This window comes from Guggenheimella bovis (assembly GCF_054492335.1).
Genome location: NZ_JBQWTF010000001.1, coordinates 194,300 through 219,995, shown reverse-complemented (window position 1 = coordinate 219,995; position 25,696 = coordinate 194,300). Strand labels below are relative to the sequence as shown.

General features: G+C 44.6%; 28 protein-coding genes. 1 reads left to right on the top strand and 27 read right to left on the bottom strand.

Annotation, left to right across the window (positions count from 1 at the left end):
* Position 1 precedes the first annotated feature (1 nt).
* The 23 genes from ACUB3H_RS01210 to alaS form a co-directional block, all read right to left on the bottom strand.
* Positions 2 to 1,276 carry a thymidine phosphorylase gene (locus ACUB3H_RS01210; RefSeq protein WP_459128826.1) on the bottom strand — a complete coding sequence of 425 codons (1,275 nt, stop codon included), beginning with the start codon at positions 1,274 to 1,276 and terminating at the stop codon, positions 2 to 4.
* Positions 1,273 to 2,421: a phosphopentomutase gene (locus ACUB3H_RS01205; RefSeq protein WP_459128825.1), complete on the bottom strand. Its 1,149-nt coding sequence runs from the start codon at positions 2,419 to 2,421 to the stop codon at positions 1,273 to 1,275. The genes ACUB3H_RS01210 and ACUB3H_RS01205 overlap by 4 nt, the downstream gene beginning before the upstream one ends.
* Positions 2,418 to 4,013, bottom strand: a complete 1,596-nt coding sequence (locus tag ACUB3H_RS01200; protein WP_459128824.1) for a DNA repair protein RecN — start codon at positions 4,011 to 4,013, stop codon at positions 2,418 to 2,420. The genes ACUB3H_RS01205 and ACUB3H_RS01200 overlap by 4 nt, the downstream gene beginning before the upstream one ends.
* Positions 3,970 to 4,725, bottom strand: a complete 756-nt coding sequence (locus tag ACUB3H_RS01195) for a TlyA family RNA methyltransferase (RefSeq protein ID WP_459128823.1) — start codon at positions 4,723 to 4,725, stop codon at positions 3,970 to 3,972. The genes ACUB3H_RS01200 and ACUB3H_RS01195 overlap by 44 nt, the downstream gene beginning before the upstream one ends.
* Complete coding sequence (dxs, locus tag ACUB3H_RS01190; protein WP_459128822.1) at positions 4,715 to 6,508, bottom strand: 1-deoxy-D-xylulose-5-phosphate synthase; 1,794 nt, start codon at positions 6,506 to 6,508, stop codon at positions 4,715 to 4,717. The genes ACUB3H_RS01195 and dxs overlap by 11 nt, the downstream gene beginning before the upstream one ends.
* The gene (locus ACUB3H_RS01185) at positions 6,508 to 7,344 is read right to left on the bottom strand and encodes a polyprenyl synthetase family protein (protein WP_459128821.1); all 837 of its coding nucleotides are present in this window, start codon (positions 7,342 to 7,344) and stop codon (positions 6,508 to 6,510) included. The genes dxs and ACUB3H_RS01185 overlap by 1 nt, the downstream gene beginning before the upstream one ends.
* Positions 7,325 to 7,531, bottom strand: coding sequence for an exodeoxyribonuclease VII small subunit (xseB, locus tag ACUB3H_RS01180; RefSeq protein WP_459128820.1), 207 nt, complete (start codon positions 7,529 to 7,531; stop codon positions 7,325 to 7,327). The genes ACUB3H_RS01185 and xseB overlap by 20 nt, the downstream gene beginning before the upstream one ends.
* The gene (gene xseA, locus ACUB3H_RS01175; RefSeq protein WP_459128819.1) at positions 7,521 to 8,768 is read right to left on the bottom strand and encodes an exodeoxyribonuclease VII large subunit; all 1,248 of its coding nucleotides are present in this window, start codon (positions 8,766 to 8,768) and stop codon (positions 7,521 to 7,523) included. The genes xseB and xseA overlap by 11 nt, the downstream gene beginning before the upstream one ends.
* A complete protein-coding gene (gene nusB / locus ACUB3H_RS01170) occupies positions 8,746 to 9,162 on the bottom strand; it encodes a transcription antitermination factor NusB (protein WP_459128818.1) in 417 nt (138 codons plus the stop codon). Before nusB ends, xseA begins: the two co-directional genes overlap by 23 nt.
* The gene (locus ACUB3H_RS01165) at positions 9,152 to 9,505 is read right to left on the bottom strand and encodes an Asp23/Gls24 family envelope stress response protein (RefSeq protein WP_459128817.1); all 354 of its coding nucleotides are present in this window, start codon (positions 9,503 to 9,505) and stop codon (positions 9,152 to 9,154) included. Before ACUB3H_RS01165 ends, nusB begins: the two co-directional genes overlap by 11 nt.
* Before the next feature lie 69 nt (positions 9,506 to 9,574).
* Positions 9,575 to 10,027: a CD1247 N-terminal domain-containing protein gene (locus ACUB3H_RS01160; RefSeq protein ID WP_459128816.1), complete on the bottom strand. Its 453-nt coding sequence runs from the start codon at positions 10,025 to 10,027 to the stop codon at positions 9,575 to 9,577.
* Between the two features lie 10 nt (positions 10,028 to 10,037).
* Positions 10,038 to 10,598 carry an elongation factor P gene (efp, locus tag ACUB3H_RS01155; RefSeq protein ID WP_459128815.1) on the bottom strand — a complete coding sequence of 187 codons (561 nt, stop codon included), beginning with the start codon at positions 10,596 to 10,598 and terminating at the stop codon, positions 10,038 to 10,040.
* A gap of 8 nt (positions 10,599 to 10,606) precedes the next feature.
* Entirely contained in the window at positions 10,607 to 11,665 is a 1,059-nt protein-coding gene (locus ACUB3H_RS01150) for a M24 family metallopeptidase (RefSeq protein WP_459128814.1), read from the bottom strand.
* Between the two features lie 54 nt (positions 11,666 to 11,719).
* Positions 11,720 to 12,907: a peptidase U32 family protein gene (locus ACUB3H_RS01145; protein ID WP_459128813.1), complete on the bottom strand. Its 1,188-nt coding sequence runs from the start codon at positions 12,905 to 12,907 to the stop codon at positions 11,720 to 11,722.
* Positions 12,895 to 13,506, bottom strand: coding sequence for an O-methyltransferase (locus ACUB3H_RS01140; RefSeq protein ID WP_459128812.1), 612 nt, complete (start codon positions 13,504 to 13,506; stop codon positions 12,895 to 12,897). Before ACUB3H_RS01140 ends, ACUB3H_RS01145 begins: the two co-directional genes overlap by 13 nt.
* Positions 13,506 to 14,534, bottom strand: a complete 1,029-nt coding sequence (gene mltG, locus ACUB3H_RS01135) for an endolytic transglycosylase MltG (RefSeq protein WP_459128811.1) — start codon at positions 14,532 to 14,534, stop codon at positions 13,506 to 13,508. Before mltG ends, ACUB3H_RS01140 begins: the two co-directional genes overlap by 1 nt.
* Positions 14,531 to 14,857, bottom strand: a complete 327-nt coding sequence (locus tag ACUB3H_RS01130; protein ID WP_459128810.1) for a YlbF/YmcA family competence regulator — start codon at positions 14,855 to 14,857, stop codon at positions 14,531 to 14,533. Before ACUB3H_RS01130 ends, mltG begins: the two co-directional genes overlap by 4 nt.
* Positions 14,858 to 16,534: a ribonuclease J gene (locus ACUB3H_RS01125; RefSeq protein ID WP_459128809.1), complete on the bottom strand. Its 1,677-nt coding sequence runs from the start codon at positions 16,532 to 16,534 to the stop codon at positions 14,858 to 14,860. It abuts the gene before it with no gap.
* Positions 16,527 to 16,979: a Fur family transcriptional regulator gene (locus tag ACUB3H_RS01120; RefSeq protein WP_459128808.1), complete on the bottom strand. Its 453-nt coding sequence runs from the start codon at positions 16,977 to 16,979 to the stop codon at positions 16,527 to 16,529. The genes ACUB3H_RS01125 and ACUB3H_RS01120 overlap by 8 nt, the downstream gene beginning before the upstream one ends.
* On the bottom strand, positions 16,979 to 17,692 hold the full coding sequence (ruvX, locus tag ACUB3H_RS01115) for a Holliday junction resolvase RuvX (protein ID WP_459128807.1): 714 nt from the start codon (positions 17,690 to 17,692) through the stop codon (positions 16,979 to 16,981). The genes ACUB3H_RS01120 and ruvX overlap by 1 nt, the downstream gene beginning before the upstream one ends.
* On the bottom strand, positions 17,692 to 18,594 hold the full coding sequence (locus ACUB3H_RS01110) for an aldo/keto reductase (RefSeq protein WP_459128806.1): 903 nt from the start codon (positions 18,592 to 18,594) through the stop codon (positions 17,692 to 17,694). The genes ruvX and ACUB3H_RS01110 overlap by 1 nt, the downstream gene beginning before the upstream one ends.
* A gap of 1 nt (position 18,595) precedes the next feature.
* Positions 18,596 to 18,850 (bottom strand): IreB family regulatory phosphoprotein, encoded by a 255-nt coding sequence (locus tag ACUB3H_RS01105; RefSeq protein WP_459128805.1) that lies wholly within the window; start codon positions 18,848 to 18,850, stop codon positions 18,596 to 18,598.
* Between the two features lie 10 nt (positions 18,851 to 18,860).
* Positions 18,861 to 21,482: an alanine--tRNA ligase gene (gene alaS, locus ACUB3H_RS01100; RefSeq protein ID WP_459128804.1), complete on the bottom strand. Its 2,622-nt coding sequence runs from the start codon at positions 21,480 to 21,482 to the stop codon at positions 18,861 to 18,863.
* Positions 21,483 to 21,775: 293 nt separating this feature from the next.
* On the opposite strand from alaS, the gene ACUB3H_RS01095 reads away from it, so the two are divergent.
* Entirely contained in the window at positions 21,776 to 23,167 is a 1,392-nt protein-coding gene (locus ACUB3H_RS01095; protein WP_459128803.1) for an alanine/glycine:cation symporter family protein, read from the top strand.
* Between the two features lie 32 nt (positions 23,168 to 23,199).
* Here ACUB3H_RS01095 and ACUB3H_RS01090 read toward each other — a convergent pair whose 3' ends face one another.
* The 4 genes from ACUB3H_RS01090 to nifU are packed head-to-tail and all read right to left on the bottom strand — an operon-like array spanning position 23,200 to position 25,695.
* Complete coding sequence (locus ACUB3H_RS01090) at positions 23,200 to 23,463, bottom strand: ATP cone domain-containing protein (RefSeq protein WP_459128802.1); 264 nt, start codon at positions 23,461 to 23,463, stop codon at positions 23,200 to 23,202.
* Positions 23,460 to 24,212 (bottom strand): nitroreductase family protein, encoded by a 753-nt coding sequence (locus tag ACUB3H_RS01085; RefSeq protein WP_459128801.1) that lies wholly within the window; start codon positions 24,210 to 24,212, stop codon positions 23,460 to 23,462. Before ACUB3H_RS01085 ends, ACUB3H_RS01090 begins: the two co-directional genes overlap by 4 nt.
* 9 nt (positions 24,213 to 24,221) lie before the next feature.
* Positions 24,222 to 25,253, bottom strand: a complete 1,032-nt coding sequence (gene mnmA / locus ACUB3H_RS01080) for a tRNA 2-thiouridine(34) synthase MnmA (RefSeq protein WP_459128800.1) — start codon at positions 25,251 to 25,253, stop codon at positions 24,222 to 24,224.
* A complete protein-coding gene (gene nifU / locus ACUB3H_RS01075; RefSeq protein WP_459128799.1) occupies positions 25,246 to 25,695 on the bottom strand; it encodes a Fe-S cluster assembly scaffold protein NifU in 450 nt (149 codons plus the stop codon). Before nifU ends, mnmA begins: the two co-directional genes overlap by 8 nt.
* Between the last annotated feature and the right edge of the window lies 1 nt (position 25,696).

The window sequence follows — 25,696 nt, the reverse complement described above, 5'->3', positions numbered from 1 at the left end:
TTTATATCGTTTCGATGACAATGCTATGATACCCTATTTTCTCGTCTCCTATTGTGATGGAGTCGAAAAAAGTTTGGGTTGCTTCCTCTAGAACGGTTTCATTATCGGTATAGAGCGTACAGAGCGCCTCTCCTTCCCTTACGGAATCACCAATTTTCTTATGCATGACGATTCCACTCGAAGGATCGATCGGGTCTTCTTTTCGAAGTCTTCCGGCTCCTAAGAGCGTTGCGATGCGACCGATACGTTCAGCATCAGTCGATTGAAGATAGCCGGACTCTCTCGCTAAGACGGGTTCAACGAATTTTGCCTTCTTAAAGTCGAGACTCGTCGCACCTTGGGCTTTAATGAATGCTAGGAACTTTTCGTAGGCCTTTCCTTTTTTTAGGGCTTCTTCGACGCGGGATCTCGCATCACAAGAGGGTTCTACGAGCTGTAGCATTTCCGTAGCGAGGTGAATGATGAGTTCTGTGAAGTCTTTGGGTCCATTTCCCTTTAAGGTCGCAATGGCTTCTTCGACTTCAAGTGAGTTTCCGATTGCAAGACCCAGCGGTTCGTCCATGTTTGTAAGGATCGCCTTCACCTTTTTTCCCATCGATGTACCGATTGCGATCATCTCCTTTGCAAGTGCTCTCGCTTCTTCGATGGTCTTTAGGAAAGCACCACTACCTACTTTTACGTCTAATACGATGACATCGGCGCCACTCGCGAGTTTTTTACTCATGATGGAACTTGCGATGAGCGATAGATTATCGACCGTCATCGTGACGTCACGCAGTGCGTAGAGGGCTTTATCGGCAGGGGCTACGTCACTCGTTGATGCGATAATAGCGAGGCCCAACTCTTGAACTTGTTTTTTAAATTCTTCTTTCGTGAGGTCTGTTCTGAAGCCTGGAATGCTCTCAAGCTTATCGATCGTTCCACCCGTATGACCTAATCCCCTGCCACTCATCTTAGCCATCGTGACACCGAGGCTTGAAAGGAGTGGAATGAGGACGATCGAGGTCTTATCTCCAACGCCACCCGTCGAGTGTTTATCGACTTTAATCCCAGGGATGTAGGAAAGGTCCACGACATCACCAGAGTGCATCATGGCATCTGTGAGTAACACCGTTTCTTCATGGTTCATGCCGTTTAAGAAGATGGCCATTAAGAGGGCAGAGATTTGATAGTCAGGAATCGTCTCCTTGGTCACACCGTCTATAAAAAAGTCAATCTGTTCTTTTGAAAGGACCAATTTATCGCGTTTGGTTTTAATGATTTCTAGCATGTTCATAGCAGACTTACTCCAGGAAAGTGATCAGGTAGTTCGAAGAAGGCTTCGAGTGTCTTTGCCACGTGGAAGAATCCCTTCTTCGTTCCTTTGTTTTCTGCTTTCATGTTCTTTTTATAAAGAAGCACAGGAACAGCTTCTCTTGTATGATCCGTTCCTCTGTAGGTCGGATCATTTCCGTGGTCCGCTGTGAGAATTAACAGATCCTCTTCTCTCATATTCTTAAGAATTTCTGGTAGATAGGAATCGAAGAGCTCGAGTGCATCTCTATAGCCTTTGGGATTTCTCCTATGACCGTACTGTGCGTCGAAGTCGACGAGGTTTGTAAAGAGAAGTCCATCGAAGTCCTTCTTCATGACATCTATGGTCTTAAGGATGCCGTCTTCATTATTATCTGTATGGATGCTCTTAGTAATACCTGAACCGTTAAAGATGTCGCTGATTTTACCAACGCCTATGACATCTTTACCGCTCTTTTGAAGCTTATTTAATACCGTATCTTCAAAAGGATCTAAACTAAAGTCACGTCGGTTTGAGGTGCGTGTAAAGCCTTCCTCTTTTGAACCGACAAAGGGTCTTGCGATGACGCGGGCTACGGCATGCTCTCCTCGTAGGATCTCTCTCGCCTTTTCACACATGGAATAGAGTTCCTCTAAGGGAACGACTTCTTCATGGCAAGCAATTTGAAAGACCGAATCAGAAGAGGTATAAACGATGGGCATCCCTGTCTTCATGTGCTCTTCTCCGTAGTCATTAAGAATTTCCGTACCAGAATAAGGCTTATTTACAAGCGTCTTTCTTCCAACGGCTTCTTCAAAGGTCTTCATGACATCTTCTGGAAAACCATTCGGGTAGACGGGAAAAGGTCTTTCGATCGATAGACCCATGAGTTCCCAGTGACCAATGGTCGTATCTTTTCCGTTTGATACTTCAAAAAGTCTCGCGTAACTTCCCATGGGCTCGGTGTGTCCGAGTGCATCGACACCATCGATCTCAGAAAGTCCTAGACGACTGAGGTTCGGAAGTTTTAGTCCAACAGACTCTTCAATGTGCTTTAATGTATTGGCTCCCGTATCGTTAAATTGATCGGCATCGGGGCTATTTCCGATACCGAAGCTATCGAGTACGATGACTATGGCTCGTTTCATTTTCGCTCCTTTTTAGCTCGCTCGATGAGTTCCTTAGCCCCTTCTCTACTAGTTTCTGTAGAGGAACCGGTCATCATCGTAGCGAGTCGATCGATCGCGGATTGTTCGTCTAGTTCACGAACAGACGTCTCATGATCGATCTTTTCTATGATGTAGTGGGTGTCACTGAAGGAAGCGAGCTGCGGAAGATGGGTAATGGCGATAATCTGCTTTCCCGTGGAGAGCTTTTGAATGAGCTTTCCCACCTGAAAAGCCGTCACACCACTTATTCCCGTATCGATCTCGTCAAAGATCATGGTCTCCGTTTCTTCGAGTTCACTAAAGATCTCTTTTAATGCGAGAATAAAACGGCTCATCTCACCACCGCTCAAGGAATCCTTAAGCGGTACGAGGTGATTTTTATTCATGCTCGCTAGAATCTCGAAACGGTCGCTTCCCTTTTCATAAAACTTACCCGCTTCTAAGGAGTCAAATCGAAGATCGAGGGCAACGTCCTTTAGTTCCACTTCGGAAAGAATGGTTTGAAGCTTTTCTTCAAGAACTTGAAAGGCTTCTTTTCGCTTTATACGGAGCTTTTCTGTAAGTTCCGCTTGCTTCTTTAAAAGGACATCGATTCTCTCTCTCGTCTCTTCCCTTTCACTCACTCTTGATTCATAGCGCTTGATTTCAAGTTCTTTTTCTTCTTCATAGGCCTTAAGCTCTTCAAGAGACCTTTGATACTTCTTTTGGACTTCAAAGAGAGCACTAAAGCGTGCTTCTAAAGCTTCAATCTCTGAAGCATCGAGGTCAAAGGAATAGGATTCCTCTTTGATCTCATTTTGGATGTCCTTTAGTTCTATAAGTTCCGATTGAATGCGTTCGGAAATCTTTGGAAGTGAAAAGTAGCGATCCATCTTATCGATGGCACGACTCGCTTCATAGAGCCCATCGAGTGACGCTTCAAGGGATGACGAGGCTTCTTCAAGAGCCTCCATGATCTCCTTTTGATGGTTTAAGGATTCAAAACGTTCTTCAACGGTCGCGTCTTTTTCAGGGTCAAGTTTTAGTTTATGAAGTTCATCGAAGATGCGAAGAGCCTCTTCATAATCGCTTTCACTAAAGGCATCTAGGGCATTTAGTTTTTGAAAGAGTTCATCGCCTTCGCGCTTAACACTTGAAAGCTCAGAAAAAATGCTTTCTAGTTCTTTTGAGGCAAATTGATCGATGAGATCCATTTGATACTTCGGCTCTAAAAGTAAGAAGTGATCGCGCTGTCCGTAGATATCTAAGTAGCGAGCGACCTTCTCTTCAATCTCTGAGACATTCGTAATATCTCCATTGAGCCTAGAGATGGCTTTACCCGAAGGATAGATCTCTCGAGTAATCGCAAAGAGGTCGTCTTTTGTGGTAAAGATGAGTTCAAAGACTGCCTTCTCCTCAGGGTTTCTGAGGTAATCCTTACTCGTTCGTTTACCGAGTGCAATGCGTAGTCCTTCTAAGAGGATGGACTTACCCGCTCCCGTTTCACCGGTTAGAATGTTTAAACCCTCTTTGAACTTGAGTTTGACGTCATCGATCAAGATGAAGTTTTTTAAGTTCAATTCCAGAAGCATCGTTCCTCCTTAAAGAAAGGTGCATGAAAAACTCTTGGTTTCCGTCAGTGCCCTTTAACGGGGAACGGATGATATCGTGACAAGTAAAAGGCGTCTTTAAAAGATGTAAAAGAAAGGCCTCAATGAGTTTTCTATGGGTCTTTGAGTCTCGTATGACGGGTTTTGATCGCTTTCCCATTTCAAATTGCGGTTTAAAAAGATAAATGACATTTCCTGTAGGCTTTAAAAAGCGTTCGAGTTCACCGATTACAAGAGACGATGAAATAAAGGAAACGTCGACTGTGATGAGGTCTACCGGTTCAATCGAATCTACTTTAAGATCTCGAATATCTACCGGTGAAAGATCTTCGACCTTAGGATTCTCCTTTAGACTCGGATGAAGCTGATTCGTTCCGACATCTAAGGCATAGACTTTCTTTGCACCTCGTTCGATGAGAAGTTCTGTAAACCCTCCCGTACTCGCTCCTACATCGAGAACGACACTATCCTTTACCTCGATGGGAAACGCTTCGAGTGCTCCCCTGAGCTTTTCATACGCTCTCGATACGTGAGGCGTTTCCTTTAAAAGGAGCTTAGCGTCGTCATCTAAGAGTGTAGAGGGCTTAAGGATCTTTTCCTCCCCTACGTAGACGGCTCCCTTTTCAATGAGTTCCTTCGCTTTATTTCGGCTCTCTACGAGTCCTTTCGTAACGAGCAGTAGATCAGCTCTCATTGATTTCCCTTACGATGTCTTCTACGGAAAAACCGTAGCGATCGAGGAGTTCGGGAATGCTTCCGTGCTCTACAAAAGCATTGGGGAAGGTCTTCGTATGAAGGTTTGGAAAATGTTCCTTTAGCTTTTGAGCGAGACTTCCTTCGTGTACGTTCTCTTCGTAAATGAAGACGTTCTTATAGAGTTTAAAGGTTTCTTCTAAGGCTTCTAGATCGAGCGGAAAGACGTGACGGTGATTTAAGATGTCAACGGGATGCTTTTCGTTTACTTCAAAGAAGCGCTTAATCATACGGCCATAGCCTACGAGAAGCGTATCGGAGCCGTTTTTTATGAGTTCATTTTGAAAGACATCGCTCGTATCGTCGTTTAATGTATAGGTCGATTCTCTCGGATACTTTATAGCTAGAGGCTTATCGAAATGTTGAGCTGCTTCTAGCATGCGCACAAACTCCGGACCGTCTTTAGGAGCTATAACTTCGAGGTTAGGAATACTCGTTAGATAGCTCGTATCGAAGAGTCCTTGGTGCGTTTCTCCGTCAGCCCCTACGAGTCCCGAGCGGTCGACACAGAGAACGACAGGAGCTTTTTGAAGGGCGACGTCGTGAATGATCTGGTCATAGGCACGCTGTAAGAAGGTCGAATAGATGGCAACATAGGGCTTTAGTCCCATGAGAGCCATGGCTGCACTCATTGTAACAGCATTTTCTTCTGCGATACCGACATCGATCAATTGGTCAGGAAAGGAATCCCTGAAAGCGACGAGTCCTGTTCCCGATGGCATCGCAGCCGTTACAGCCATGATGTTCTCGTTCGTCTTTGCAAGGTTTACTAGTGTATCGCCAAAGAGCGAAGAAAAGTCTGACTTCGCTTTTAATGAAAGTCCTCTCTTCGGATTAAACTCCGAGACACCGTGATAGCTTGCAGGATCGTTTTCGGCTTCATAGTAGCCGTGACCTTTATTTGTGAGGACGTGTAAGACGACAGGTCCTTCAATGTCTTTTACGCGGTTAAGGTAACGAATGAGAAGTTCTGTATTGTGTCCATCGACAGGACCGTAGTACTTGGCTCCGAGTTCTTCAAAAAAGCTCGAAGGTAAGAACAAGTGACGAAAGACTTTCTTTACACTTCCAATCGTCTGTCTTGCTCCTCTGCCGAACTTCCCTCTCAGGACCTTTTTAAGACCTGTATAGGTGTGATACGTACGAATATCCGTGAGCTTTCTTTGAAGCGCACCGACATTTCGATCGATACTCATCTCGTTGTCGTTTACGATAATGAGTACATTTTCAGAGCGGTCACCGATCATATTTAACGCTTCATATGCCATTCCACCCGTTAAGCTACCGTCACCGATGACGGCTACGATGTAGCCATCACGACCAAGCTTTTTCTCTGCAATGGAAATTCCAAGGGCTGCTGAAAGGCTCGTCGAAGCATGGCCTGCTCCAAAGATGTCGTGTTCGCTCTCACCGCGCTTTAAAAAGCCACTCATCCCATCGAGTTTACGAAGAGTCTTGAATCCTTCTTTTCTTCCTGTGAGAAGCTTATGGACATAGCCCTGATGGCCGACGTCAAAGATGATCTTATCTTTCGGTGAATCAAAGACCGTATGAAGAGCGATCGTTAGCTCAATCATACCGAGGTTACTCGAGAGGTGTCCCCCAGTCTTTGAAACGCTTTCTAAAAGGAACTCACGAATTTCTTCTGCGAGTTCTTGTCGTTTTGTATGATTTAGTTTTTTTAGATCCTGAGGCGAATGAATCGCATCTAAGATGTTTGTCATTAATACGTTCTTTCTAATAGTTTTTTATAATAATCGACGAGTGCATCGGAAGGCTTTCTTTTCATGAGGAGTGTGAGAATCGACTCCTTCAGCTCTTCATAGCGTTTCTTTGCTTCTTCAATGCCATAGTACTTTAAGTAGGTCTGCTTATCGGTATCGGCATCCTTTCCTAAGGATTTACCGAGCGTTTCCTCTTTTCCTAGGACGTCTAAGAGATCGTCTTGAAGCTGAAACGCGACACCTAGGAGTTCACCTAGTTGATAAAGTTCTTTTAGCTCTTCTTCATCACCATCCGTTGTAAGGCCACTCGCTACAATGGGCGCTGTGATGAGCTTTGCCGTTTTATAGGAATCGATCTCTGTAAGAATCGACTCTTCGATCTCTTTCCCTTCGTAGAGGATATCTAGGCTCTGTCCATAGACCATGCCAGCGCTTCCTGAAGACTCTACGAGGAGCTTACAAGCCTTAAGGTAGGATGGATCTTTCGTTGCGATAGAAAAGAGTTCTTCACTCGCTACACTAAAGAGACCGTCGCCTGCGAGTATTGCCATCGCTTCTCCATAGACCATGTGATTGGTGGGTTTTCCTCTTCTTAAGGTATCGTTATCCATGCTCGGTAGATCGTCATGGATCAAGGAATACGTATGGATGCATTCGATGCACGATGCATAGCGGTAGTCGAGTTCTGTCAGAGGCCGCTTTTCTTCGACGTGCATGAGATAGAGCGTCGGACGAAGCCTCTTTCCGCCGGCAAATAAGGAGTAGTGCATGGCATCGCGGAGTGTTCCCTCTTTGGAGTGCTCTAAAAGCACCTCTTTAAGCGTCTTTATTAGCATCCTTCATTTCCTCATCGAGTGCTTCAAAGCGCTTTTGAATCGATTCTAAATACTTATTCATCTCACGAAAGAGTCCGATGCCTTCTTCATAGAGGGCCAGGGATTCATCGAGGTTCGTCTTAGGATCCTGAAGCTTTTCTCGAATCTCTTCCATTCTCTTTAGGCAATCTGTATAATCAAATGTCATTTCGAATGATCTCCTTTATTTCTGAATGCACCTTACCATCTCTAAAGATGTTGATCATGATCTTTTCTGGGTCAATCTCTTCAACCGATGAAATCTTTTGATCCTGATAGACGTAGCTATAGCCACGCTCTAGCGTCGCTAAGGGATTGACGTTTAATAAGAAGGTGCGAATGCCTTCAAGCTTCTCTTCTTCCTTCGAAAGCTTTTTAAAAAAGCTCGTTCGAATCCCGTGTAACAGTTCATTTTGAATGGACTTGTACTCATTGGTCTTATGAAGGAAGGCTTGCTTTAATCGATCGGCTGTTCGCATCGATTCTGCGATACGAGATTCCATACGAAGTCTGTAATACGTCTCGTAGCGGTCCTTTAAGCGATGCTTTTCTCGAGCGATGTTATCAAGAGAATCCTTCATTCCACGCTTTAAGAGAAGTTCAAACTCTAAAAGCGTCTCGGTGACGTTTTCCGTCGCTCGTTCGGCCGCTTCTGTAGGCGTCTGTGCTCTTAAGTCACTTACGAGTTCTACGAGCGTAAAGTCGATCTCATGGCCTATGGCTGAAATTGTAGGTACTTTACACTTATGAACCTCTCTACAGAGGAATTCATCGTTAAAGATACTGAGATCTTCGTAGCTTCCCCCACCACGCGTAATGACGACTGTATCGAAGGATTCGTCGATCTCTTTTATCGCGTTTACAATTTCTGGAACGGTCTTTTCCCCTTGTACGCTTACAGGAAAGAGTACGACTTCACAGAAGGGATTCTTTCTTAGAAAGACTTTGAGAAAGTCGGTCTTTGCAGCAGCCGTCTGACTCGTAATGAGCGCTAGCTTTTTAGGATACTTTTTTATGGGACGCTTTGAAGCGGGATCTAAGAGACCTTCCTTTTCAAAGCGCTCCTTTCTCTCATAGAAGGCACGTAAAAGGGCACCTTCTCCTAAAGGTTCAACGCTCGTTACCATGAATTGAAGTCGAGCCGTTTTATCGTAAATGGAAATCTGCCCCTTTAAGAGCAGGTGGTCACCTTCCTTAAAGGGGGTCTTAAGTTTCATTGCACTCGAGCGAAACATCACACAGTCGATCGAAGAAAAGGCATCCTTTATCGTAAAGTAGATGTGGCCAGAGGCTTGTCTTGTGACGCGTCCGACCTCAGCTTCGACTTCTAAATTTCTAAGAGAAGCGATGAGCGAAAGCTCTTTTTGAATGAGAAGATTCAGATTACTGACTGATAGCGTCTTCATCGGCAATCTTTCCTAGGACACCGTTAATAAAGGGCGTGCTCTTCTCATCGCAGTAGGTCTTTGAAAGCTCAAGTGCTTCACTGATGGAAACCTGAGTCGGAATCTCTTTTAGGTAGAGGAGTTCCGTTGTGCTTACTCTTAAGATGGCTCGTTCTACGCGACCGATGCGCTTTAAGCTCCAGTTTGTAGAGGCTTGTTCGATTTTCTGATCGATCTCTTCACGGTGCGTTGTAAACGCCCGAAAAAGAGCTTCAATGTAGTTCCTTTCACGTTCTTTAAAAACGGGCTCTAGGAGTACTTCTAGCTCTTCTTCTCCATATTCATTTTTCATGTCCATCGCATAGAAGTGCTTCATGAGCTCTTCGCGCGAATTTTTTCTCGAATCACTTTTCACTATCTAATCCTACAATATGGACATTTACAGCTTGAACCGTAATATCTAGCATCGATTCGATCGCTTGCTTAATGTTATTTTGAACCTTTGAAGCAATTTCTGCTACGTTGTAGCCGTATTTTGCTCTGAGGTTTACGTCAAAGACGATGCCACTTTCGTCATTTTCCATGCGAATGGCACTCTGCAATTTGCTTTTTCCAAAGAAGCTCGTGAGCTGATCGGCGATGTTGTGTTGTAGACCTGTAACGCCTTCAATCTCTTGAGCTGCGATTTTTACTAAAGTACCGATGGCTTCGTCGCTAATGACGATGACACCGTTTTCATTGAGTGTTGTATTCTTCATAGACACCTCCAACCTCTATTATACTAAAAAACTCCGATGCTTGCACATCGGAGCATGGAGTCCTTAGATTTAGTTGTCTTCTTCCTCGTCGTCTTCGAAATCGTCGTCATCTTCGAACGCATCTTCGTACGTATCGCTGTACTCTTCGTCCCAGACTTCAATTGCTTGACCGCATTCGGGGCAGATGATTTCTTCAACATCATCCATGGCATAGAGCTTTTCGCCGCAAGACGGACAATAGATCTCATCCTCATCAAAATCGTCGCAGTCGCAGTCACAGTCACAGTCGCAATCGCAATTGTCATAGACTTCGTCTTCGAGATCAGAGAGGTCTTCGTCGATGTACTCAACAAATTCGTCTAGTTCGTCGATGACGTCTTCCATTTCTTCCATGCGGAAGGTCATTTCATCTAGAAGACTCATGATACCGTCGATCATCTTCCCTTCGTTTGTGGACTTGTCGAGGTTCATTCCGTCAGCAAGGCCTTGAAGGTACGTGAATTTCTCGCGAATATAGCTCATCTTTTCCTCCTTATTTGACACGTGAGAGGTATTCTCCAGAACGCGTGTCGATCTTTACTTTGTCGCCAACATTTATAAACAGCGGAACATTGATGACTGCGCCCGTCTCTACCGTAGCTTTCTTGGTGATATTGGAAGCACTATTACCAGCAATACCTGGTTCTGCTTCAATGATCTCAAGTTCTACGAAGTTCGGAGCTTCGACATCAATGACGTTCCCTTTGTAGAAACGAACGTCTACCGAGTCGTTCTCACGGATATAGTTGATGGCATTTCCCACTTGTTCTTGTGAAAGTGGAATTTGCTCGAAGGTCTCGTTGTCCATGAAGTTATAGACTTCACCATCGGTGTAGAGATATTGCATGCTCTTGCGCTCTACGTGAGCTGGATTAAATTTATCGGTGGGGTTGAACGCTTCTTCGCGTGTAGCACCGGTAATGATGTTTCTGTACGTTGTACGTACGAAAGCAGCACCCTTTCCAGGTTTAACGTGCTGAAAATCGATAATTACGTGTGGCTCGCCATCTTTTTCAAAGGTCAGGCCGTTTCTGAATTCACTTGCTTGAATCATGTTTCCTCCTAGACGTTCAGTTCGATTAATTCTTTCGGTGAATGAGAAAGTAGCCTATAGCCGTCTTCTGTCACCAGAATGAGATCTTCAATGCGCACACCGCCGAAGTTCTCAATATAGATTCCTGGTTCGTCGGTAACGATCATGCCAGGTTCTAAGACTTGTGTTGCTTTCGGTGCAAGACGTGGAGCCTCGTGAATCTCTACGCCTACGCCATGGCCTAAACCATGACCGAAATGATCTCCGTAGCCTTTTTCTGCGATATAGTCTCTTGCGACCTTATCGACTGCTTCTCCTGTGACACCAGGTTTAATCGCTTCGAGGGCACGAAGCTGTGCTTCGAGCACGATCGAGTAGAGTTCCTTTTGCTTGTCGGAGGCTTTACCGACACAGATGGTACGTGTCATATCGGAGCAGTATTTGTTATAGATGACACCGAAGTCGAGTGTTAAGAGATCTCCTTCTTCGATGACCTTATCACTTGCTAAGCCGTGAGGCATGGCACCGCGTACGCCACTTGCTACAATAGCTGTAAAGGATTCGTTCTCTGCGCCGAGTTCACGCATTTTATTTAGCATCATGTGGTAGACTTGCTTCTCTGTCATACCGGGCTTGATGACGGTTAGGAGATAATTGAAGACTCTGTCGCCGATCTTAGCAGCTTCTGAAAGTGTTTCAATTTCCTTTTCGTCTTTAATGATGCGGATGTCCTCGATGAGGCGCTTCATGGGAACGAGCGTACTTTGGAGCTTTTCTGAAAAATGATTAAATTCTTCGACGCTCATGAAATCATCTTCAAAGCCAAGCTTGCCTTGGACCTTTTCATTGATGACGTCGTAGACATTGCGGTCGTAACCGATGATTTCCACTTTGAAATTCGTCTGTTCACTCGCTTGAGTGACATAGCGGAAATCGGTGATAAAGAACGTATCGTCTTTTGTGATGAGGGCATAGCCTGTCGTTCCTTCAAAACCAGAGACATAATAGCGGTTTTCTGGCTTGTAGAACATGACAGCATCGAGACCCTTTTCTTGCATGACGGTTCTTAGTTTTCCTATGCGTTGCATAACTACCTTCTTTCATAAACTATCATAGCACACTAAAGAAAAGCTGAGAAGATTTTAGGAGCTCTTTTTTCGGATCATGTCTCCGACCTGAACGCCTAAAGGTGCTTCAATCCAAAGCTTTTCCATTGCATGGGGTGCACTCTCTCGCTCATTTTTTACTTGATCGTAAAGCTTCTGTAACGTAAAACGAACACTTCGGTAATCAGGGCCGAAGATTTCAATTTCATCCCCTACAGAAAACTTTCCGCGTTGTTCGACGAGAACCATGTGGTCTTGAACGTCTAAAACGGTTGCTAAGAAGTCGTAGTCGTTGATGTAACCGCTCGCTCCACCGCTCTTTGCAGGACCTTCAAAAAAGCCTGTAGAGTACGTTCTGTGAGAGAGCTTATTGAGCTCTTCTTCGAGGTCTTCTGTGACAAAGTTTCCTGCTTCAAGTCGTCGAAGGGCTTCTCTGTACACTCGAACGACACTTGCGACGTAGAACTCCGTCTTATTTCTTCCTTCGATCTTTAGGCTCATAACGCCCGTCTTAATGACTTCTGGAAGGATCTTAAGTGTATTTAAGTCGTGCGCTTGTAGAATAGCTGTCCCCTCTTCTTCTTCGACGATTGGGATATATTCACCAGGACGCGTTTCTTCTACGAGATGGTAGTTCCAGCGGCACGCTTGCACGCAGTCACCGCGGTTGGCGTCTCTTCCCGTCAAGTAGTTTGAAATGAGACAGCGTCCGGAATAAGCCATACACATAGCACCGTGCACAAAGACTTCAAAGTCCTTGCCGGGATTATTCTTAACGATCTTTGTGATCTCTTCTAAGGAGAGTTCACGACCTAAGATGACGCGCTGTATTCCTTGATCAAACCAGAAGCGAGCACTTTCTGAGTTAATGCAGTTCGCTTGCGTCGAAAGATGAACTTCATGTTCAGGATCGACTTTTCGAATCACTTGAAACGTTCCCGGATCACTGACGATGTAGGCGTCAATTCCTACAGGCTTTAAGCTTTCGAGGTACTCTTCTAAAAGCTCCAAATCCTCGTCGTGAGGCATGATATTTAAGGTGAGAAAAACCTTCTTTCCTCGTTCATGTGCGTATTGGACACCTTCTTTTAGTTCGTCAAGGGTAAAGTTAGGCGCTTTCGCACGAAGCCCAAAGAGAGATCCTCCGACGTATACGGCATCTGCACCGTAGTCTAGGGCGACCTTTAAGCGTTTTAGATTTCCAGCCGGGGCTAATAGTTCCATCCTGTTCCTCTCTTTCTCGCAAGTAATAGTCCATCTCCAATGTTTAAGATGACCATTTCGTAGTTCGTGTCGACATAATCTAAAAAGGATTTCATGCGATTTTGAAGCGTTCGAAAGCGATGATTTACGACTTCATAGCTCTTTCCGCGGGCAAAGATGTTATCAGCAATGATTAAGATGTCTTCTGTAAAGTTCTTTTCTGCAGCTTTTAACATCGAAAGGTACTGAGCCTTCGCTCCATCGAGAAAGAGGAGGTCGATGGGTTCAGTAAATTCCGTAAGACAAGCCGTTCCTTCTGAGAGAATAAAGCGGATGTTTTCAGCGAGAAATTCCTTGGCTTTATCTTGTCTCTTTTCGACTCGATCGATCGTTACGATGCTCGCCTGCGGAAATATCTTTCGAAAGAGCATGGCAGAATAGCCTACCCCTGTCCCTACTTCAACGACGTGTTTCTTTTTAAGACCTTTTAAAAAGAACAGAAGAAACTCGGCAACATCTGCTTCTAACGCAGACACGCCGAGTTCATTGGCTGCATGTTGCATGGATAGAGAGGGCTCCTTTACATGGCTCCACTGAGCCAAAAAGTCGCTTCGTTCCATTATTGGTGTTCCTTGAGATTCTTCTTACTGAGTTCAATATTCTTAAGATGCTCATCGTAAGTCTTTGCGAAGTAGTGTGTACCATCGCCCATGTTCTTTACGACGAAGAAGAGATAATCGTGCTCTTCAGGATAGAGTGCCGCTTTGATCGCAGTTAGGGATGGCGATGCGATCGGTGCTGGCGGAAGTCCCTTATGAAGGTACGTATTGTAAGGTGATTCGATCTTCGTATCAGCGATCGATAGGACGGGTTTTCTCTCTCCTAGAATGTACTGAACCGTTGAACAAGCTTGGAAAGGCATGCCATCTTTGATGCGGTTATAGAAGACACCTGCGATGATAGGAAATTCATCCTTGCTCTTACCTTCTCGTTCAATGATCGATGCTAAGGTAACGACATCGTTCGTCGAAAGATCGAGCTCTTTTGCACGAGCTCTAAGCTCTTCAGAATATTTTTTATCGAAATTCTTTAGGAACTTTTCGATAATTTCCTTTGCCGTAGAGTCCTTATAGAACTCGTACGTATCTGGGAATAAGTATCCCTCGAGGAGCGATTCTCGATCGACTCCTTGTAAGAATTCATAGTCAAAAGGCTCTTCTTTAAGGACCTTTTTAAACGCTTCTACATCGCTTACAAGGCCTTCTTCTACGAGCTTATTGATGATGTCCTTGACCTCAAAACCTTCTGGGAAGGTGACCTTTACCGTTTCACGGGCCGTTTCTTTCGGCTTAGTGATGGTAGCGACGATCTCTTCTAGGCGCATACTCTTAGAGAGCTTATAGGTGCCTGGTCGGAGTTTCTTTGCGAGGTCGTTATCTGACATGTAGTTTTTGAAGACACCGCTATCTGCGATGAGCTTCATTTCATCGAGTTTACCTGCGACACTCTTTACACTCTCACCCGTTTCAACAGTGAAATCGACCATGGTCTTGTCGTTTGGATCGACAGGTTCGTGCATGGACGATTCAATTTGATCACAGCCTACGAGTGTGAAGAGCAGTGCTAAAATGAGTAGGAAACGTTTCATTGATCGATCACTTCGGAAAGAATCTTCGAAATTTCCTGCATCATGTGAGCAAACTTGAATTCAGCTTGTAGATATTCTTCTGCTACAGGATTAAGACTTAGGATGCCAAACATTTCTTGAAGTTTTTTCATGTCTTCATCGGATGGCTTCTCACCAAGAAGTTGTTTCTTTTCCAATTCGTATTGACGAGCTCTAAAGTCATCGACGACGCGCTTAATGACTTCGTCCTTTTCGATGTTCGCTTTTTTCGATTGGTAATCTTTGTAGGTATCGCTCTCTTTAATTGCGTTTGTGAGCTCCCTTGCTTTATCAAAAGGATTCATCTAAACCTCCAATATAAATATGAGTATCATCGGGTGGCGCTTGGTCTTTTTGTAGATGAAAGAACTGAGCTCATTACGAGTCATGTGCTTGACTTGTTGCCAGTCAATACGTGTCGCAGGCTTCAATGAATCGAGCGTCTTTGTGATAAGCGCTTTTGCTTCATCGATGAGGTCAGTCGATTCTCTCATGTAGACAAAGCCACGGGAGATGATATCGGGATCTTTAAGAAGTTTACCATCTTCGCTGTCCATTCGCAAGATCACCATAAAGAGACCGTCTTCACTGAGCTGTTTTCGGTCTCGAAGGACGGCGGAACCGACGTCACCAACAAGGGAACCGTCGATTAAGACTTTTCCTGCTGGAACGGGTTCTGCAAGCTTGAGTTCATGGTTATAAATCTCTGCTACATGGCCATTATCCATAAGAAGGACATTGTTCGGGTTCATTCCCATGTGCTTTGCAAGGTCTCCGTGGACGCGAAGCATCGAGTACTCACCGTGAACGGGCATAAAGTACTTCGGTTTTACGAGAGCGAGCATGAGCTTTAGCTCTTCTCTGTGTGCGTGTCCTGAGACGTGAACGTCTGCAAGCTGGTTATAGATGACTTCGACACCGAGTTCGAAGAGCTTATTGATGACATTTTTTACGCTCTTTTCGTTTCCTGGAATAGGTGAAGAACTTAAAATGACGACGTCTCCGCTCTTCATCTCCACTTGAGCGTGGTTCTTATCGGCCATGCGTGTAAGAGCTGCCATGGGCTCTCCTTGAGAACCCGTCGTCATGATGACAATTTCATTATCGGGATATTGGTTAATGGTTGAAATGTCGATAAGATCATTTGGTGGAAGCTTCAAGTAGCCGAGGTTCATGGCAATGTTTACGATCGTATTCATACTGCGACCGGTGATTGCAATTTTTCTGTGGTTTACGACGGCAGCGTTTACGACCTGCTGAATGCGTGCGACGTTTGAAGCGAAGCTCGCAACGATAATACGTCCATCGATCTCTCGAAAGAGCTCATCAAAGGTAATTCCTACCATGGATTCGCTCATCGTGGATCCGGCGCGTTCGACGTTTGTGGAGTCACTTAATAAAAGGTCTACTCCCATCGTTCCGAGTGCTCCAAAGCGAGCGAGGTCGATGATGTCTGTGCGAACAGGATTGTAGTCGACCTTAAAGTCACCCGTCTGTAGGACGGTTCCTGCTGGTGTTTTAATAAAGAGGCTCACTGCATCTGGAATGGAGTGATTGACGTGGATCATCTCGATTTCAAAAGAGCCGATGGAAAAGGTTTCACCAGGACGCTTTTCAACGATCTTTACGTTCTTATTGCCGTGCTCTTCGAACTTGTGGCGAAGGAGTGCTGCTGTAAAAGGCGTCGCATAGATCGGAGCCTTTACGATATTTTGAACGTAAGGAGCGGCCCCGATGTGATCTTCGTGGCCGTGTGTGTATACGTAAGCTTTGACCTTATCAAAGTTTTTTTCTAAGTAAGTCGTATCGGGAATGACAATGTCGACACCCAATAGTTCATCGTCTGGAAACATGCTGCCCGTATCGACAACGATGATCTCGTCGCCGTACTCATAGCACGTCATGTTCTTACCAACCTCCTTAAGTCCTCCGAGCGGTATGACTCGAAGTACTTCTTTCGAGGGTTGTTTTTTTCTACTCATGGTTTTCTCCGTGAATCTTTTTATAGCATTCGTCGCAAAGGCCATAGAAGCGCACTTCATGGTCCTTTACGTGAAAATGGAAGGTTTCTGAAATTTGGTATTCGAGTTCATCTAAAAAATCTTCATGAAACTCGATGACTCGTTGGCAGGATGTACAGATGAGGTGATGATGCTGATGTAGATCATCACTCAATTCGTAGCGATCAAGCCCATCTGAAAGGTTTAGTTTTTTTACGATGCCGAGCTTAAGAAGCGCATTCATCGTTCGGTACACAGTAGCAAGCCCTACAGTGGGACCTGTTCGGTTCATCTCCCTGTAGAGCTCTTCTACTGTAAAGTGTCTATCGGATTGTAAGAGACTATCGATCACGCTGAGTCTCGGCGTGGTCAGCTTCATATGAGCGGCTTTTAGTGCTTCAATAATAGAGGTTCGTTTGTCGATCATTACTCGAGTTCTTCGTAATAAGCGCTTACTTCTTCAAATTCTTCTTCGTCGGGTGTGATGAAGTTCATCTCTTCTCCATCTTCTTCGACTCTAAAGAGTACGCCGTCATCTTCATCGTCGCCTGATTCGACACAAATGCAATAGAGTTTGTCGTCGTAATTGAACCAGTCGAGGATGACAAATGTAACAGGATTTCCCTCGTCATCTAAGAGTTCAATCTCTTGTGCTTCAAATTCTTCTTCCATTTCTTCGAGTTCTTCCTTGTTTAGTTCTTCTACCATTTTGTTCTCCTTTTTTTGATCTAAAAATGTTTGTAAGATAATCGAGGCCGCTATGGCATCGATATGATCCTTTCGTTTTTTCCTACTCATATCTTGAGCTAGGAGTGAACGTTCTGCTTGAACGCTCGTGAGTCGTTCGTCAATGGCATGGACTTCGCCACTAAAACCAGCACTTCGGAGTCTGTGAAGAAGCTTATCCATAAACTTCTCTGTTTTTTCTGCTTGTTCGCTGAGTTCTCCTGTCATGTGTCTCGGTAGTCCGTAGACGATGCCATCAATTTGTTCTTTTTCAATGATTTCTTGAATCGCCCGTTCATCCTCTCTTCGCGTCGTTCGATGAAGCGTCGAATGAGGAAAGGCAATTTTTTGTTCATTAGTACCTGTACTTAGGCCGATTCTGACATCACCGATGTCTAATCCCAACCATCTCATTATATCACCTTGATACAAAAGTCTGGACAGCGCTCAACACAGTAGCTACAGAGCGTACATTTGTTCATGTCGACTTTGGCTTTTCCATCGACTAATTGGAGTGCTTTCTGCTGACAGCGAGCGACACAGTTTCCACAGCCCACACACCAGTCGGCAATGTAGAGAGAGCGCTTTGAATAAACGGCTTCTTCGTCGATGGACCCTGTGAAGGCTCGTACGTTCGAGTCAATTTCCGATTCCGATTGCATGCCGATAGCGATGGCGTTTGCGGGAAGCTTTAAGGCGTATTCTAAGGACTCCTTATAACTACCTAAGAGGTGTCCACCGCCTAGTGCCTTCATGATGTAGACGAACTTTCCTACGGTCTTAAGGTCTACTAAGACTTGATACATGTCCTCTTTCGTTCCGTCGGCGATACCGATGGAATGAAGATTTATGATGGGATGAACGACTTCAATGCGTTCATCGTTTAAAGCAGCAATGGCTCCTTTTACGTAGTGCGTAGAGATGCCAAAGCGCTTAATGACACCGGCCTTCTTGTATTCTAGGAGTCGATCGATCGCAGGCTTATGGCCTTTTAAGGTGAGATGATCCTCTTGCTCGTGTAATAGAAAGAAATCGATGTAGTCGGTCTTTAAGTCCCTTAAAGCGAGTTCTATCGAACGCTCGGCCGTTTCCGTGTCGTAGGCGTAGCTCTTTGTAGAAATCGTCACGCTCTTTCGATCTACGTTAGATAGAAATTCACCTAAGGCGTCGTAATTTCTATAGAGTTCTGCTGTATCAAAGAAGCGAACACCCTTTTCATAGGCATAGGAAAAGAGCTCCACCTGTCTTTTGATAGGGAAATTCTTCTGTAGTGGAGAGATTGGGAGGGTGCCAAAACAAAGTTTTTCGATACCCATATTAACGTTCGTTGTCGATGAAGTTCTTTAAAAGAATTTCTAAGATTTCGTCGCGATCGATCTTCTTAATCAAGTTTCTTGCATCTTGATTTGACGTAATGTAGGTAGGATCTCCTGAAATGAAGTAACCTACTAACTGATTGATCGGGTTGTATCCGCGTTCAACGAGTGCATCGTAGACCTTAAGTAGAATCTGACGCGTCTCTTGGCTCTTTAAAAGATCGTTGTTGAACTTTTGCGTATTATTGTTTTCCATTGAGTCCTCCTCATTGATTCGAACGAATGAGGTCTTTCATATTCTGAAAGACTTGTTCGACAGCTTGTACGTCTTTAGCACCGGCAGAAGCGAAGCGATCCTTGCCTCCTCCACCGCCACCTAAGCGATTTGCTACCGTTCGAATAATACTACCTGCTTTATACCCAGCCTCAACGGCTTTTTCACTAGCGCTCGAAACGAGACCTACTTTTCCTCCCTGGGTCGTTGCGAGAATGATAAAGCTTGAATCGTCTTTTGAAGCAATTTGGTCTGCTAGCGTTTTTAAGTCGTCCATCGACTTATCGCTAAAATGAAGGGCATAGAGGTGAATGCCGTCTAGGTCTTCGCACTCGTTTAAGAGCTCTTTTGTCGAATTCTCAGCGAGTTTATCTCGAAGGGTGCGGTTTTCTTTCTTTAATTCTCCCTCTTCTTCAAGAAGCGTTTGAATTTTCTTTGTAATCTCTTTAGGTTCTGTCTTTAATTCCTTGGAAGCACTAAAGAGCTCTTCTTTTAAACCGAGGAGGTGCTTCATCGCCTCCATGCTCGTAAGCGCTTCGATTCTTCGAACACCACTTGCGATACCGCGTTCGGAGAGAATCGTAAAGGAACCGATTTCACCGGTGTTCTTTACGTGCGTACCACCACAGAGTTCTTTGGAGTAATCGCCCATTGATACGACGCGGACGGTGTCACCATATTTTTCACTGAAGAGTGCCTTCGCTCCACTTGCTTTGGCCGCTTCAATATCTAAGAGATCGGTCTTTACGTCATAGCTCTTGGCGATGGCTTCGTTTACGAGGAATTCAATTTGCTTTAGTTCTTCTTCTGTAAGCTGTTTAAAGTAACTGAAGTCAAAGCGAAGTCTTGAAGAATCGACGTAGGAACCAGCTTGACTTGCGCCATCTCCCAAGACCATATTTAAAGCCTTATGGAGAAGGTGTGTAGCCGAGTGATTTCTTGCAGTAAGTTTTCTATTATCTCTTTCAAAGGAAGCTTTTACGCTGTCTTTCGTAGAAAGCTTTCCTTTAACGACCTTACCACGGTGAATGTAGAGGTCGTGATGCTTTACGGTCTCTTTGACTTCAAAGACAAAGTCATCGGTAGAGATCGTTCCGAGGTCACCGACTTGTCCACCGCTTGTCGCATAGAAGACCGTTTGATCGAGAACGATCTCAGCTGTTCCTTGGTTTAATTCCTGAACGATTTCATGATCCTTAACGATTGCAAGAACGGTCGCTTCTGTCGTGAACTTTTCATAGCCTAAGAAGACCGTTTTAGGAAGCTTTGCAAGCTCTTTTTCAGCTTCATTCTGCCACGATTCACCGCTGTGATCGACAGCACTTCTCGCAAGCTCTCTCTGCTTTTCCATCTCCTTTTCAAAGCCTTCACTATCGACGGTGCGCTTGGCTTCGGTCACGATGTCTTCTGTGAGTTCAAAGGGGAATCCATACGTATCATATAGCTTAAAGGCTTCCCCCGGTGCGAGTTCTCCACCCTCTGGAATCGTTTCGATGATGCCCTCTAAGTAAGTAAGTCCTTTTTTAAGTGTCTGTTGGAACTTTTCTTCCTCGAGGACGATCATATTTAGGATCGTTTCCTTTCTCTCGACGAGCAGTGGATAGGCTTCGCTGTAGAGGTCTAATACCGTTAAAGCCACGTCTTTTAGTCTAGGCTCATCGCATCCTAGGCGTTTCATCTGTAGCGATGCACGGCGAAGGAGCTTTCTTAAGACGTAGCCTCTTCCCTCGTTTGAAGGAATGACGCCGTCTGAAAGTAAGAAGGTGATGGAACGAATGTGGTCTGTGATGATACGAATGCGGCGATTCGTCTTCTCATCGACTTTATACTTACTTCCTGTGATGTTTTCGATGGTTTCAATGATGCGTGCCATGGTGTCAATTTCAAAGACATTATCTACGCCCTGAACAATCATAGCAATGCGTTCAAGTCCCATACCGGTATCGATGTTTTTGTGCTTTAAAGGTGCATAAGTGCCGTCTTCTTTACGGTCAAATTGAGTAAAGACGTGGTTCCAGAATTCGATAAAGCGATCGCAGTCACAACCAGGTTTACAAGTTTCACATCCACAGCCGTGCTCGGGACCGCGGTCGATATAGATTTCAGAACAAGGTCCGCATGGGCCTAGTCCAATTTCCCAGAAGTTATCGTCTTTACCTAAGCGAACTATGCGCTCTTCTGGAAAGCCTAGTTCATCGCGCCAAATCTGAAAGCTCTCTTCGTCCTCTTCATAGACGGAGGGCCAAAGTCTATCTTTCGGAAGCTTTAGTACGTCTAGTAGGAACTCGAGTCCCCAGTTTAAAGATTCTCTCTTAAAGTAATCGCCAAAGGAGAAGTTTCCGAGCATCTCAAAGAAGGTCAAGTGACGTGCGGTGCGTCCTACGTTTTCGAGGTCGTTAATACGAATACACTTTTGACTTGATGCATAGCGATTCTTTACAGGCTTAGAAACACCTGTAAAGTACTTCTTTAAGGGTGCCATTCCCGCAGGAATCAAAAGAATTGAGGGGTCGTCTTCTGGAATGAGACTAGCGGATGGGAAAATGTAGTGATCTTTGGATTCAAAGAAATCCAAAAAAGCCTTTCTGAGTTCGTTGACGGTCATTTTTTCCATTTTTTTCTCCTTAAAATAAAAAAAGCGCTTCAGATTGCAGGGACGTTTACACGCGGTACCACCCTGCTTGCCCGAAAGCCACTTCATTGAATGATATAGGAATTACCTGAGATAGCTTTTTTGAGTTGGCGTCGACGTCCAGTTTCCACCCTGCCTGGCTCTCTATAGCGTCTTTAGACTCATTATCTCACTTGTATTATAGCATAAAAAATCTTACTTTGGCAATAAAAAACACTTGTGTGTTACAAAAATGACAAGTATAATAAAAATAACAATATTGTAAGGAGGGAAACATGGAAGGCATACATCAAGTCATTAAGACGATTGACGCTGCTCTTTGGGGCGAGGTAATGCTTATATTGCTTGTTGGAACGCACTTATTCTTAACCATTCGAACGAGGTTCATCCAACGCTATGTGTTTAAAGCAATTAAACTTTCTGTAACCCCCGACCCTAATGCTGGTGGAGACGTCAGTCAGTTTGCAGCCCTTGCTACGGCACTCGCTGCAACGATTGGAACGGGAAATATTGTAGGTGTTGCAACGGCTATTACATTAGGAGGCCCTGGAGCTGTACTATGGTGCTGGCTCACGGGTGTCTTTGGAATGGCTACCAAGTACGGCGAAGGACTCTTGGCCGTAGAGTATCGTGTAAGAACCTCCGATGGTACGATGCTTGGAGGACCGATGTACGCACTTGAGCGTGGAATGAAGATGAAGTGGCTCGCTGTTCTCTTTGCTGTATTTACTGCCATTGCATCATTTGGTATCGGTAATATGACACAAGCGAACTCGATCAGTAACCTCGCGAAGTCACACGGCATTGAAACCTGGATCACAGGAATCGTATTAACCGTTTGTACGGCCTTTGTCGTATTAGGTGGTATTCAAAGTATTTCTAAAGTCTGTGAAAAGCTCGTACCCTTTATGGCACTCTTCTACGTCTTAGGATGTATCTACATTCTCGTATTAAATAGGGACGTTTTAGGTGAATCCATAAACCTCATCTTCTCTAGTGCCTTTTCACCGCGTGCAGCTGGTGCTGGATTCGTAGGTTCTACGATCATGACAGCCGCTCGTTGGGGTATAGCGAGAGGACTCTTTAGTAATGAATCAGGTCTAGGCTCTGCTCCGATCGTAGCAGCTGCTGCTCAGACGAGAAACCCTGTAAGACAAGCTCTCGTATCGATGACAGGAACGTTCTGGGATACAGTCGTCGTCTGTGCGATGACAGGTCTCGTACTCGTAAGTACCGTCTTTAAGTATGAACATATTAGTGCTGTAGGCGATCCGAAATTTAACGGAGCCATGCTTACGAACGCTGCCTTTGAGATGATCCCAACCGTCGGTCCGATCATTCTAGTTATCGGTCTTGCGACCTTCGCATTTAGTACGATCCTCGGTTGGTGCTATTACGGCGAACGCTGTATTGAATACTTATTCGGTAAAAAGGGAATCAAACCTTATCGTATTCTCTATACACTCGTCGTTTTCATCGGTGCTACGCAGTCTCTAGAAATCGTTTGGGACTTTGCAGATGCTGCGAATGCATTAATGGCTATACCGAACCTCATCAGTCTACTCGCCCTCTCCGGTGTCATAGTAAAACTTACGGACAAGTACTTATGGACGGAAGGCGGTCTTGATAGAGTCGATGACGAACCTATTTATGAAATAGACAACTAATGGATAAAAGGCAACCTCGAAAGGTTGCCTTTTTACATGTGACTAAAGTGTCTAGAAAGATCTTTGTACTTATTTTCAAGAAGAACTTCAACCGTAACGCCTCGAACTTCAAAGCTCGACGTTAAACCATCTTCTCCTCTTAAGCTAGTTAGAATCTCTGTTACCTTTTTTCCTAAAAGCTCTGCTTCTTTTTGAGAGAGTGGGAACTGGATGTCATCTGCCGTAAGAAGGAGCGATGTCTCAAGCTTTTTTACGTCATAGTCTTGAATTCTTCCGTCCTTTTTTAAAAGCTTCATTTTTCTAGCCCTAACTTAAAGCCTTGTTTTTCAATGACTTGAACGATCTTGGAGCGCTTTTCAATGGGATGCTTTAATTTATCTACAACTTGTGCTGTGAAAGAATCTAGGGGTTTACTCGTATCGCGAAGATCGTAGTATTCTTTCATCTTTTCGTCGTAGTTCTTTAGGGCTTCGTGGTAATTTTCAAGTTTTTCATACTGGTCGGTAAAGACTTTATATTTCGTCTTCATACGAGGCTTCTTTTCAGGCTCTTCTGCTACCATGCCAAAGCCTACGCCGAGTACGGGAAACGTAAGTCTCGGTAGATGTAAGAGTTCGATCATGCGCTCGGAGTCATTAAGGATGGAACCAAAGAAGACGGCGCCGTAATTGAGGCTTTCTATAGCATTTGTAAGGTTTTGTGCCGCTAAGACAGCATCACTGTATCCTTGAAAGAAGCGGTCCATGTCGGCTTTAGCAGGTAAATCTTCCCCTGCTTCTTCGGTGATTTTTGCATTTCTATAGCAGTCTACGATAAAGACCCAAAACTCGGGTGCTTCGGTGACGTACTTTTGCTTACAGACCTCACTGATCTTTTCACGGACCATGGGATCGACGACTCTTATGACGCTGAAGTTTTGCATGCCATTACTCGTAGCAGTGCGGTTAACGACCTTCTCTAGAAGTTTAATGGTTTCTTTGTCGACCTTCCCTTCCCACTTTCTGATGGAACGGTGATTTAGTTGTGTTTCAATCGTTTGATTCATTTGGACTCCTTAATCAATGATACCGCCACCATATAGATCGTCCCCTAAGTAACAGACGACCGATTGGCCCGGTGTGATGGCACGTACGGGTTCTTTAAAGTCGATCTGAAAGTGGCCTTTTTCGTGAAGTGTTAGGTTTCCTTTATACGTCGTATGGGAGTAGCGAACCTTTACGTCGAGTTCAATTTCTTGTTCGAGTGGAAGGTCCTCATAGATGGCATTAAAATTTGTACCCGTAAGTGAATCACGATAAAGCTCACTTTGTGTAGAAAGTAGTACACGATTGTTCTTTTGATCGAGTCCTTTGACAAAAAGAGGCTCACTGTAGCTTATTCCAAGGCCTTTTCTCTGACCTACGGTATAGTGAAGAAGTCCCTTGTGGCTTCCTATGACTTTTCCGTCGAAGAAGAATTCTCCTGGAATTTCCTTCTCCCCTTCTTCCAAAAGAAAACGTGCATAGTCGCCATCTGGAATAAAGCAGATGTCTTGGGAGTCGGGTTTATTCGATGCTGAAAGACCGATGTTTTTCGCAATCTGACGAACATCTTCTTTTTCGTAGGATGCGAGTGGCATCATGAGTCTTGAAAGCGTTTCTTGGCTAAAAGTATAGAACATGTAGGTCTGATCCTTAAAGGGATCTTTGGCTTTTTTTACGCGAAAACGCCCATTCTCTTCATAGACTCTGGCGTAGTGTCCCGTCGCTACGTAGTCAAAGCCCTTATCGATTGCCTTATCTAAGAACAGTCCAAACTTAATCGCCTTATTACAGAGAATACACGGGTTTGGTGTTCTCGCTTCACGGTAAGCACGTTTAAAGGGTTCGATGACGGTCTCACGGAATGCCTCTTTAAGATCTAAGACCTCAAAAGGAATCTCCAAGGTCTTTGCTACCTCTCTCGCTTCTTCCAGAGACTTTAGCGTCGTATCGAGTTCGTTTAAAAGAAGGAAGGTTCCTGTGACGGAGTGTCCTTCTTCTTTTAATAAATAAGAGGCGACGGCGCTATCGACGCCGCCGCTCAAACCGACTTGAATCTTACTCATGATCGTGATCGTGATCGTGCTCTAGATCTTTTGGATCAAAGCCTTTTAGGGCTTCATACTCTTTGTTGTGTCTTGTCGCATAGTCAAAAGCAGCTACTTTAAAAGCTTGGGCTGCAAGGACGGAGCAGTGAATCTTAACGGTTGGTAGTCCACCGAGTGCCTTTAGAACGTCTTGGTTTGTGATCTTTAGGGCTTCTTCAATGGTCTTACCCTTCATCATCTCTGTAGCCATAGAGCTTGATGCGACAGCAGAACCACAGCCGAAGGTCTTAAACTTGATGTCGTCGATGACATCCGTTTCTGGATTGACCTTTAGGTAGATGCGCATGATGTCGCCACACTTGACGTTACCGACTTCTCCTACGCCGTCTGCGTTTTCAATTTCTCCAACATTTCTTGGGTTCATGAAGTGATCCATGACACGATCATTATAAAGTGACATA

Excerpts from the sequence above, each read along its gene's own strand:
- xseA (WP_459128819.1), bottom strand. The coding sequence starts at position 8,768 with ATGAAGACGCTATCAGTCAGTAATCTGAATCTTCTCATTCAAAAAGAG.
- ruvX (WP_459128807.1), bottom strand. The coding sequence starts at position 17,692 with ATGAGATGGTTGGGATTAGACATCGGTGATGTCAGAATCGGCCTAAGT.
- ACUB3H_RS01085 (WP_459128801.1), bottom strand. The coding sequence starts at position 24,212 with ATGAATCAAACGATTGAAACACAACTAAATCACCGTTCCATCAGAAAG.
- dxs (WP_459128822.1), bottom strand. The coding sequence starts at position 6,508 with ATGACAAACATCTTAGATGCGATTCATTCGCCTCAGGATCTAAAAAAA.
- ACUB3H_RS01120 (WP_459128808.1), bottom strand. The coding sequence starts at position 16,979 with ATGATCGACAAACGAACCTCTATTATTGAAGCACTAAAAGCCGCTCAT.
- ACUB3H_RS01140 (WP_459128812.1), bottom strand. The coding sequence starts at position 13,506 with ATGGAACGAAGCGACTTTTTGGCTCAGTGGAGCCATGTAAAGGAGCCC.
- ACUB3H_RS01200 (WP_459128824.1), bottom strand. The coding sequence starts at position 4,013 with ATGCTTCTGGAATTGAACTTAAAAAACTTCATCTTGATCGATGACGTC.
- ACUB3H_RS01150 (WP_459128814.1), bottom strand. The coding sequence starts at position 11,665 with ATGCAACGCATAGGAAAACTAAGAACCGTCATGCAAGAAAAGGGTCTC.
- ACUB3H_RS01110 (WP_459128806.1), bottom strand. The coding sequence starts at position 18,594 with ATGGGTATCGAAAAACTTTGTTTTGGCACCCTCCCAATCTCTCCACTA.
- alaS (WP_459128804.1), bottom strand. The coding sequence starts at position 21,482 with ATGGAAAAAATGACCGTCAACGAACTCAGAAAGGCTTTTTTGGATTTC.
- ACUB3H_RS01145 (WP_459128813.1), bottom strand. The coding sequence starts at position 12,907 with ATGGAACTATTAGCCCCGGCTGGAAATCTAAAACGCTTAAAGGTCGCC.
- mltG (WP_459128811.1), bottom strand. The coding sequence starts at position 14,534 with ATGAAACGTTTCCTACTCATTTTAGCACTGCTCTTCACACTCGTAGGC.
- nifU (WP_459128799.1), bottom strand. The coding sequence starts at position 25,695 with ATGTCACTTTATAATGATCGTGTCATGGATCACTTCATGAACCCAAGA.
- ACUB3H_RS01095 (WP_459128803.1), top strand. The coding sequence starts at position 21,776 with ATGGAAGGCATACATCAAGTCATTAAGACGATTGACGCTGCTCTTTGG.
- efp (WP_459128815.1), bottom strand. The coding sequence starts at position 10,598 with ATGATTCAAGCAAGTGAATTCAGAAACGGCCTGACCTTTGAAAAAGAT.
- ACUB3H_RS01195 (WP_459128823.1), bottom strand. The coding sequence starts at position 4,725 with ATGAGAGCTGATCTACTGCTCGTTACGAAAGGACTCGTAGAGAGCCGA.
- ACUB3H_RS01185 (WP_459128821.1), bottom strand. The coding sequence starts at position 7,344 with ATGCTAATAAAGACGCTTAAAGAGGTGCTTTTAGAGCACTCCAAAGAG.
- ACUB3H_RS01105 (WP_459128805.1), bottom strand. The coding sequence starts at position 18,850 with ATGGAAAACAATAATACGCAAAAGTTCAACAACGATCTTTTAAAGAGC.
- ACUB3H_RS01125 (WP_459128809.1), bottom strand. The coding sequence starts at position 16,534 with ATGAGTAGAAAAAAACAACCCTCGAAAGAAGTACTTCGAGTCATACCG.
- ACUB3H_RS01165 (WP_459128817.1), bottom strand. The coding sequence starts at position 9,505 with ATGAAGAATACAACACTCAATGAAAACGGTGTCATCGTCATTAGCGAC.
- mnmA (WP_459128800.1), bottom strand. The coding sequence starts at position 25,253 with ATGAGTAAGATTCAAGTCGGTTTGAGCGGCGGCGTCGATAGCGCCGTC.
- ACUB3H_RS01130 (WP_459128810.1), bottom strand. The coding sequence starts at position 14,857 with ATGAATCCTTTTGATAAAGCAAGGGAGCTCACAAACGCAATTAAAGAG.
- ACUB3H_RS01205 (WP_459128825.1), bottom strand. The coding sequence starts at position 2,421 with ATGAAACGAGCCATAGTCATCGTACTCGATAGCTTCGGTATCGGAAAT.
- ACUB3H_RS01090 (WP_459128802.1), bottom strand. The coding sequence starts at position 23,463 with ATGAAGCTTTTAAAAAAGGACGGAAGAATTCAAGACTATGACGTAAAA.
- ACUB3H_RS01160 (WP_459128816.1), bottom strand. The coding sequence starts at position 10,027 with ATGAGCTATATTCGCGAGAAATTCACGTACCTTCAAGGCCTTGCTGAC.
- ACUB3H_RS01210 (WP_459128826.1), bottom strand. The coding sequence starts at position 1,276 with ATGAACATGCTAGAAATCATTAAAACCAAACGCGATAAATTGGTCCTT.
- xseB (WP_459128820.1), bottom strand. The coding sequence starts at position 7,531 with ATGACATTTGATTATACAGATTGCCTAAAGAGAATGGAAGAGATTCGA.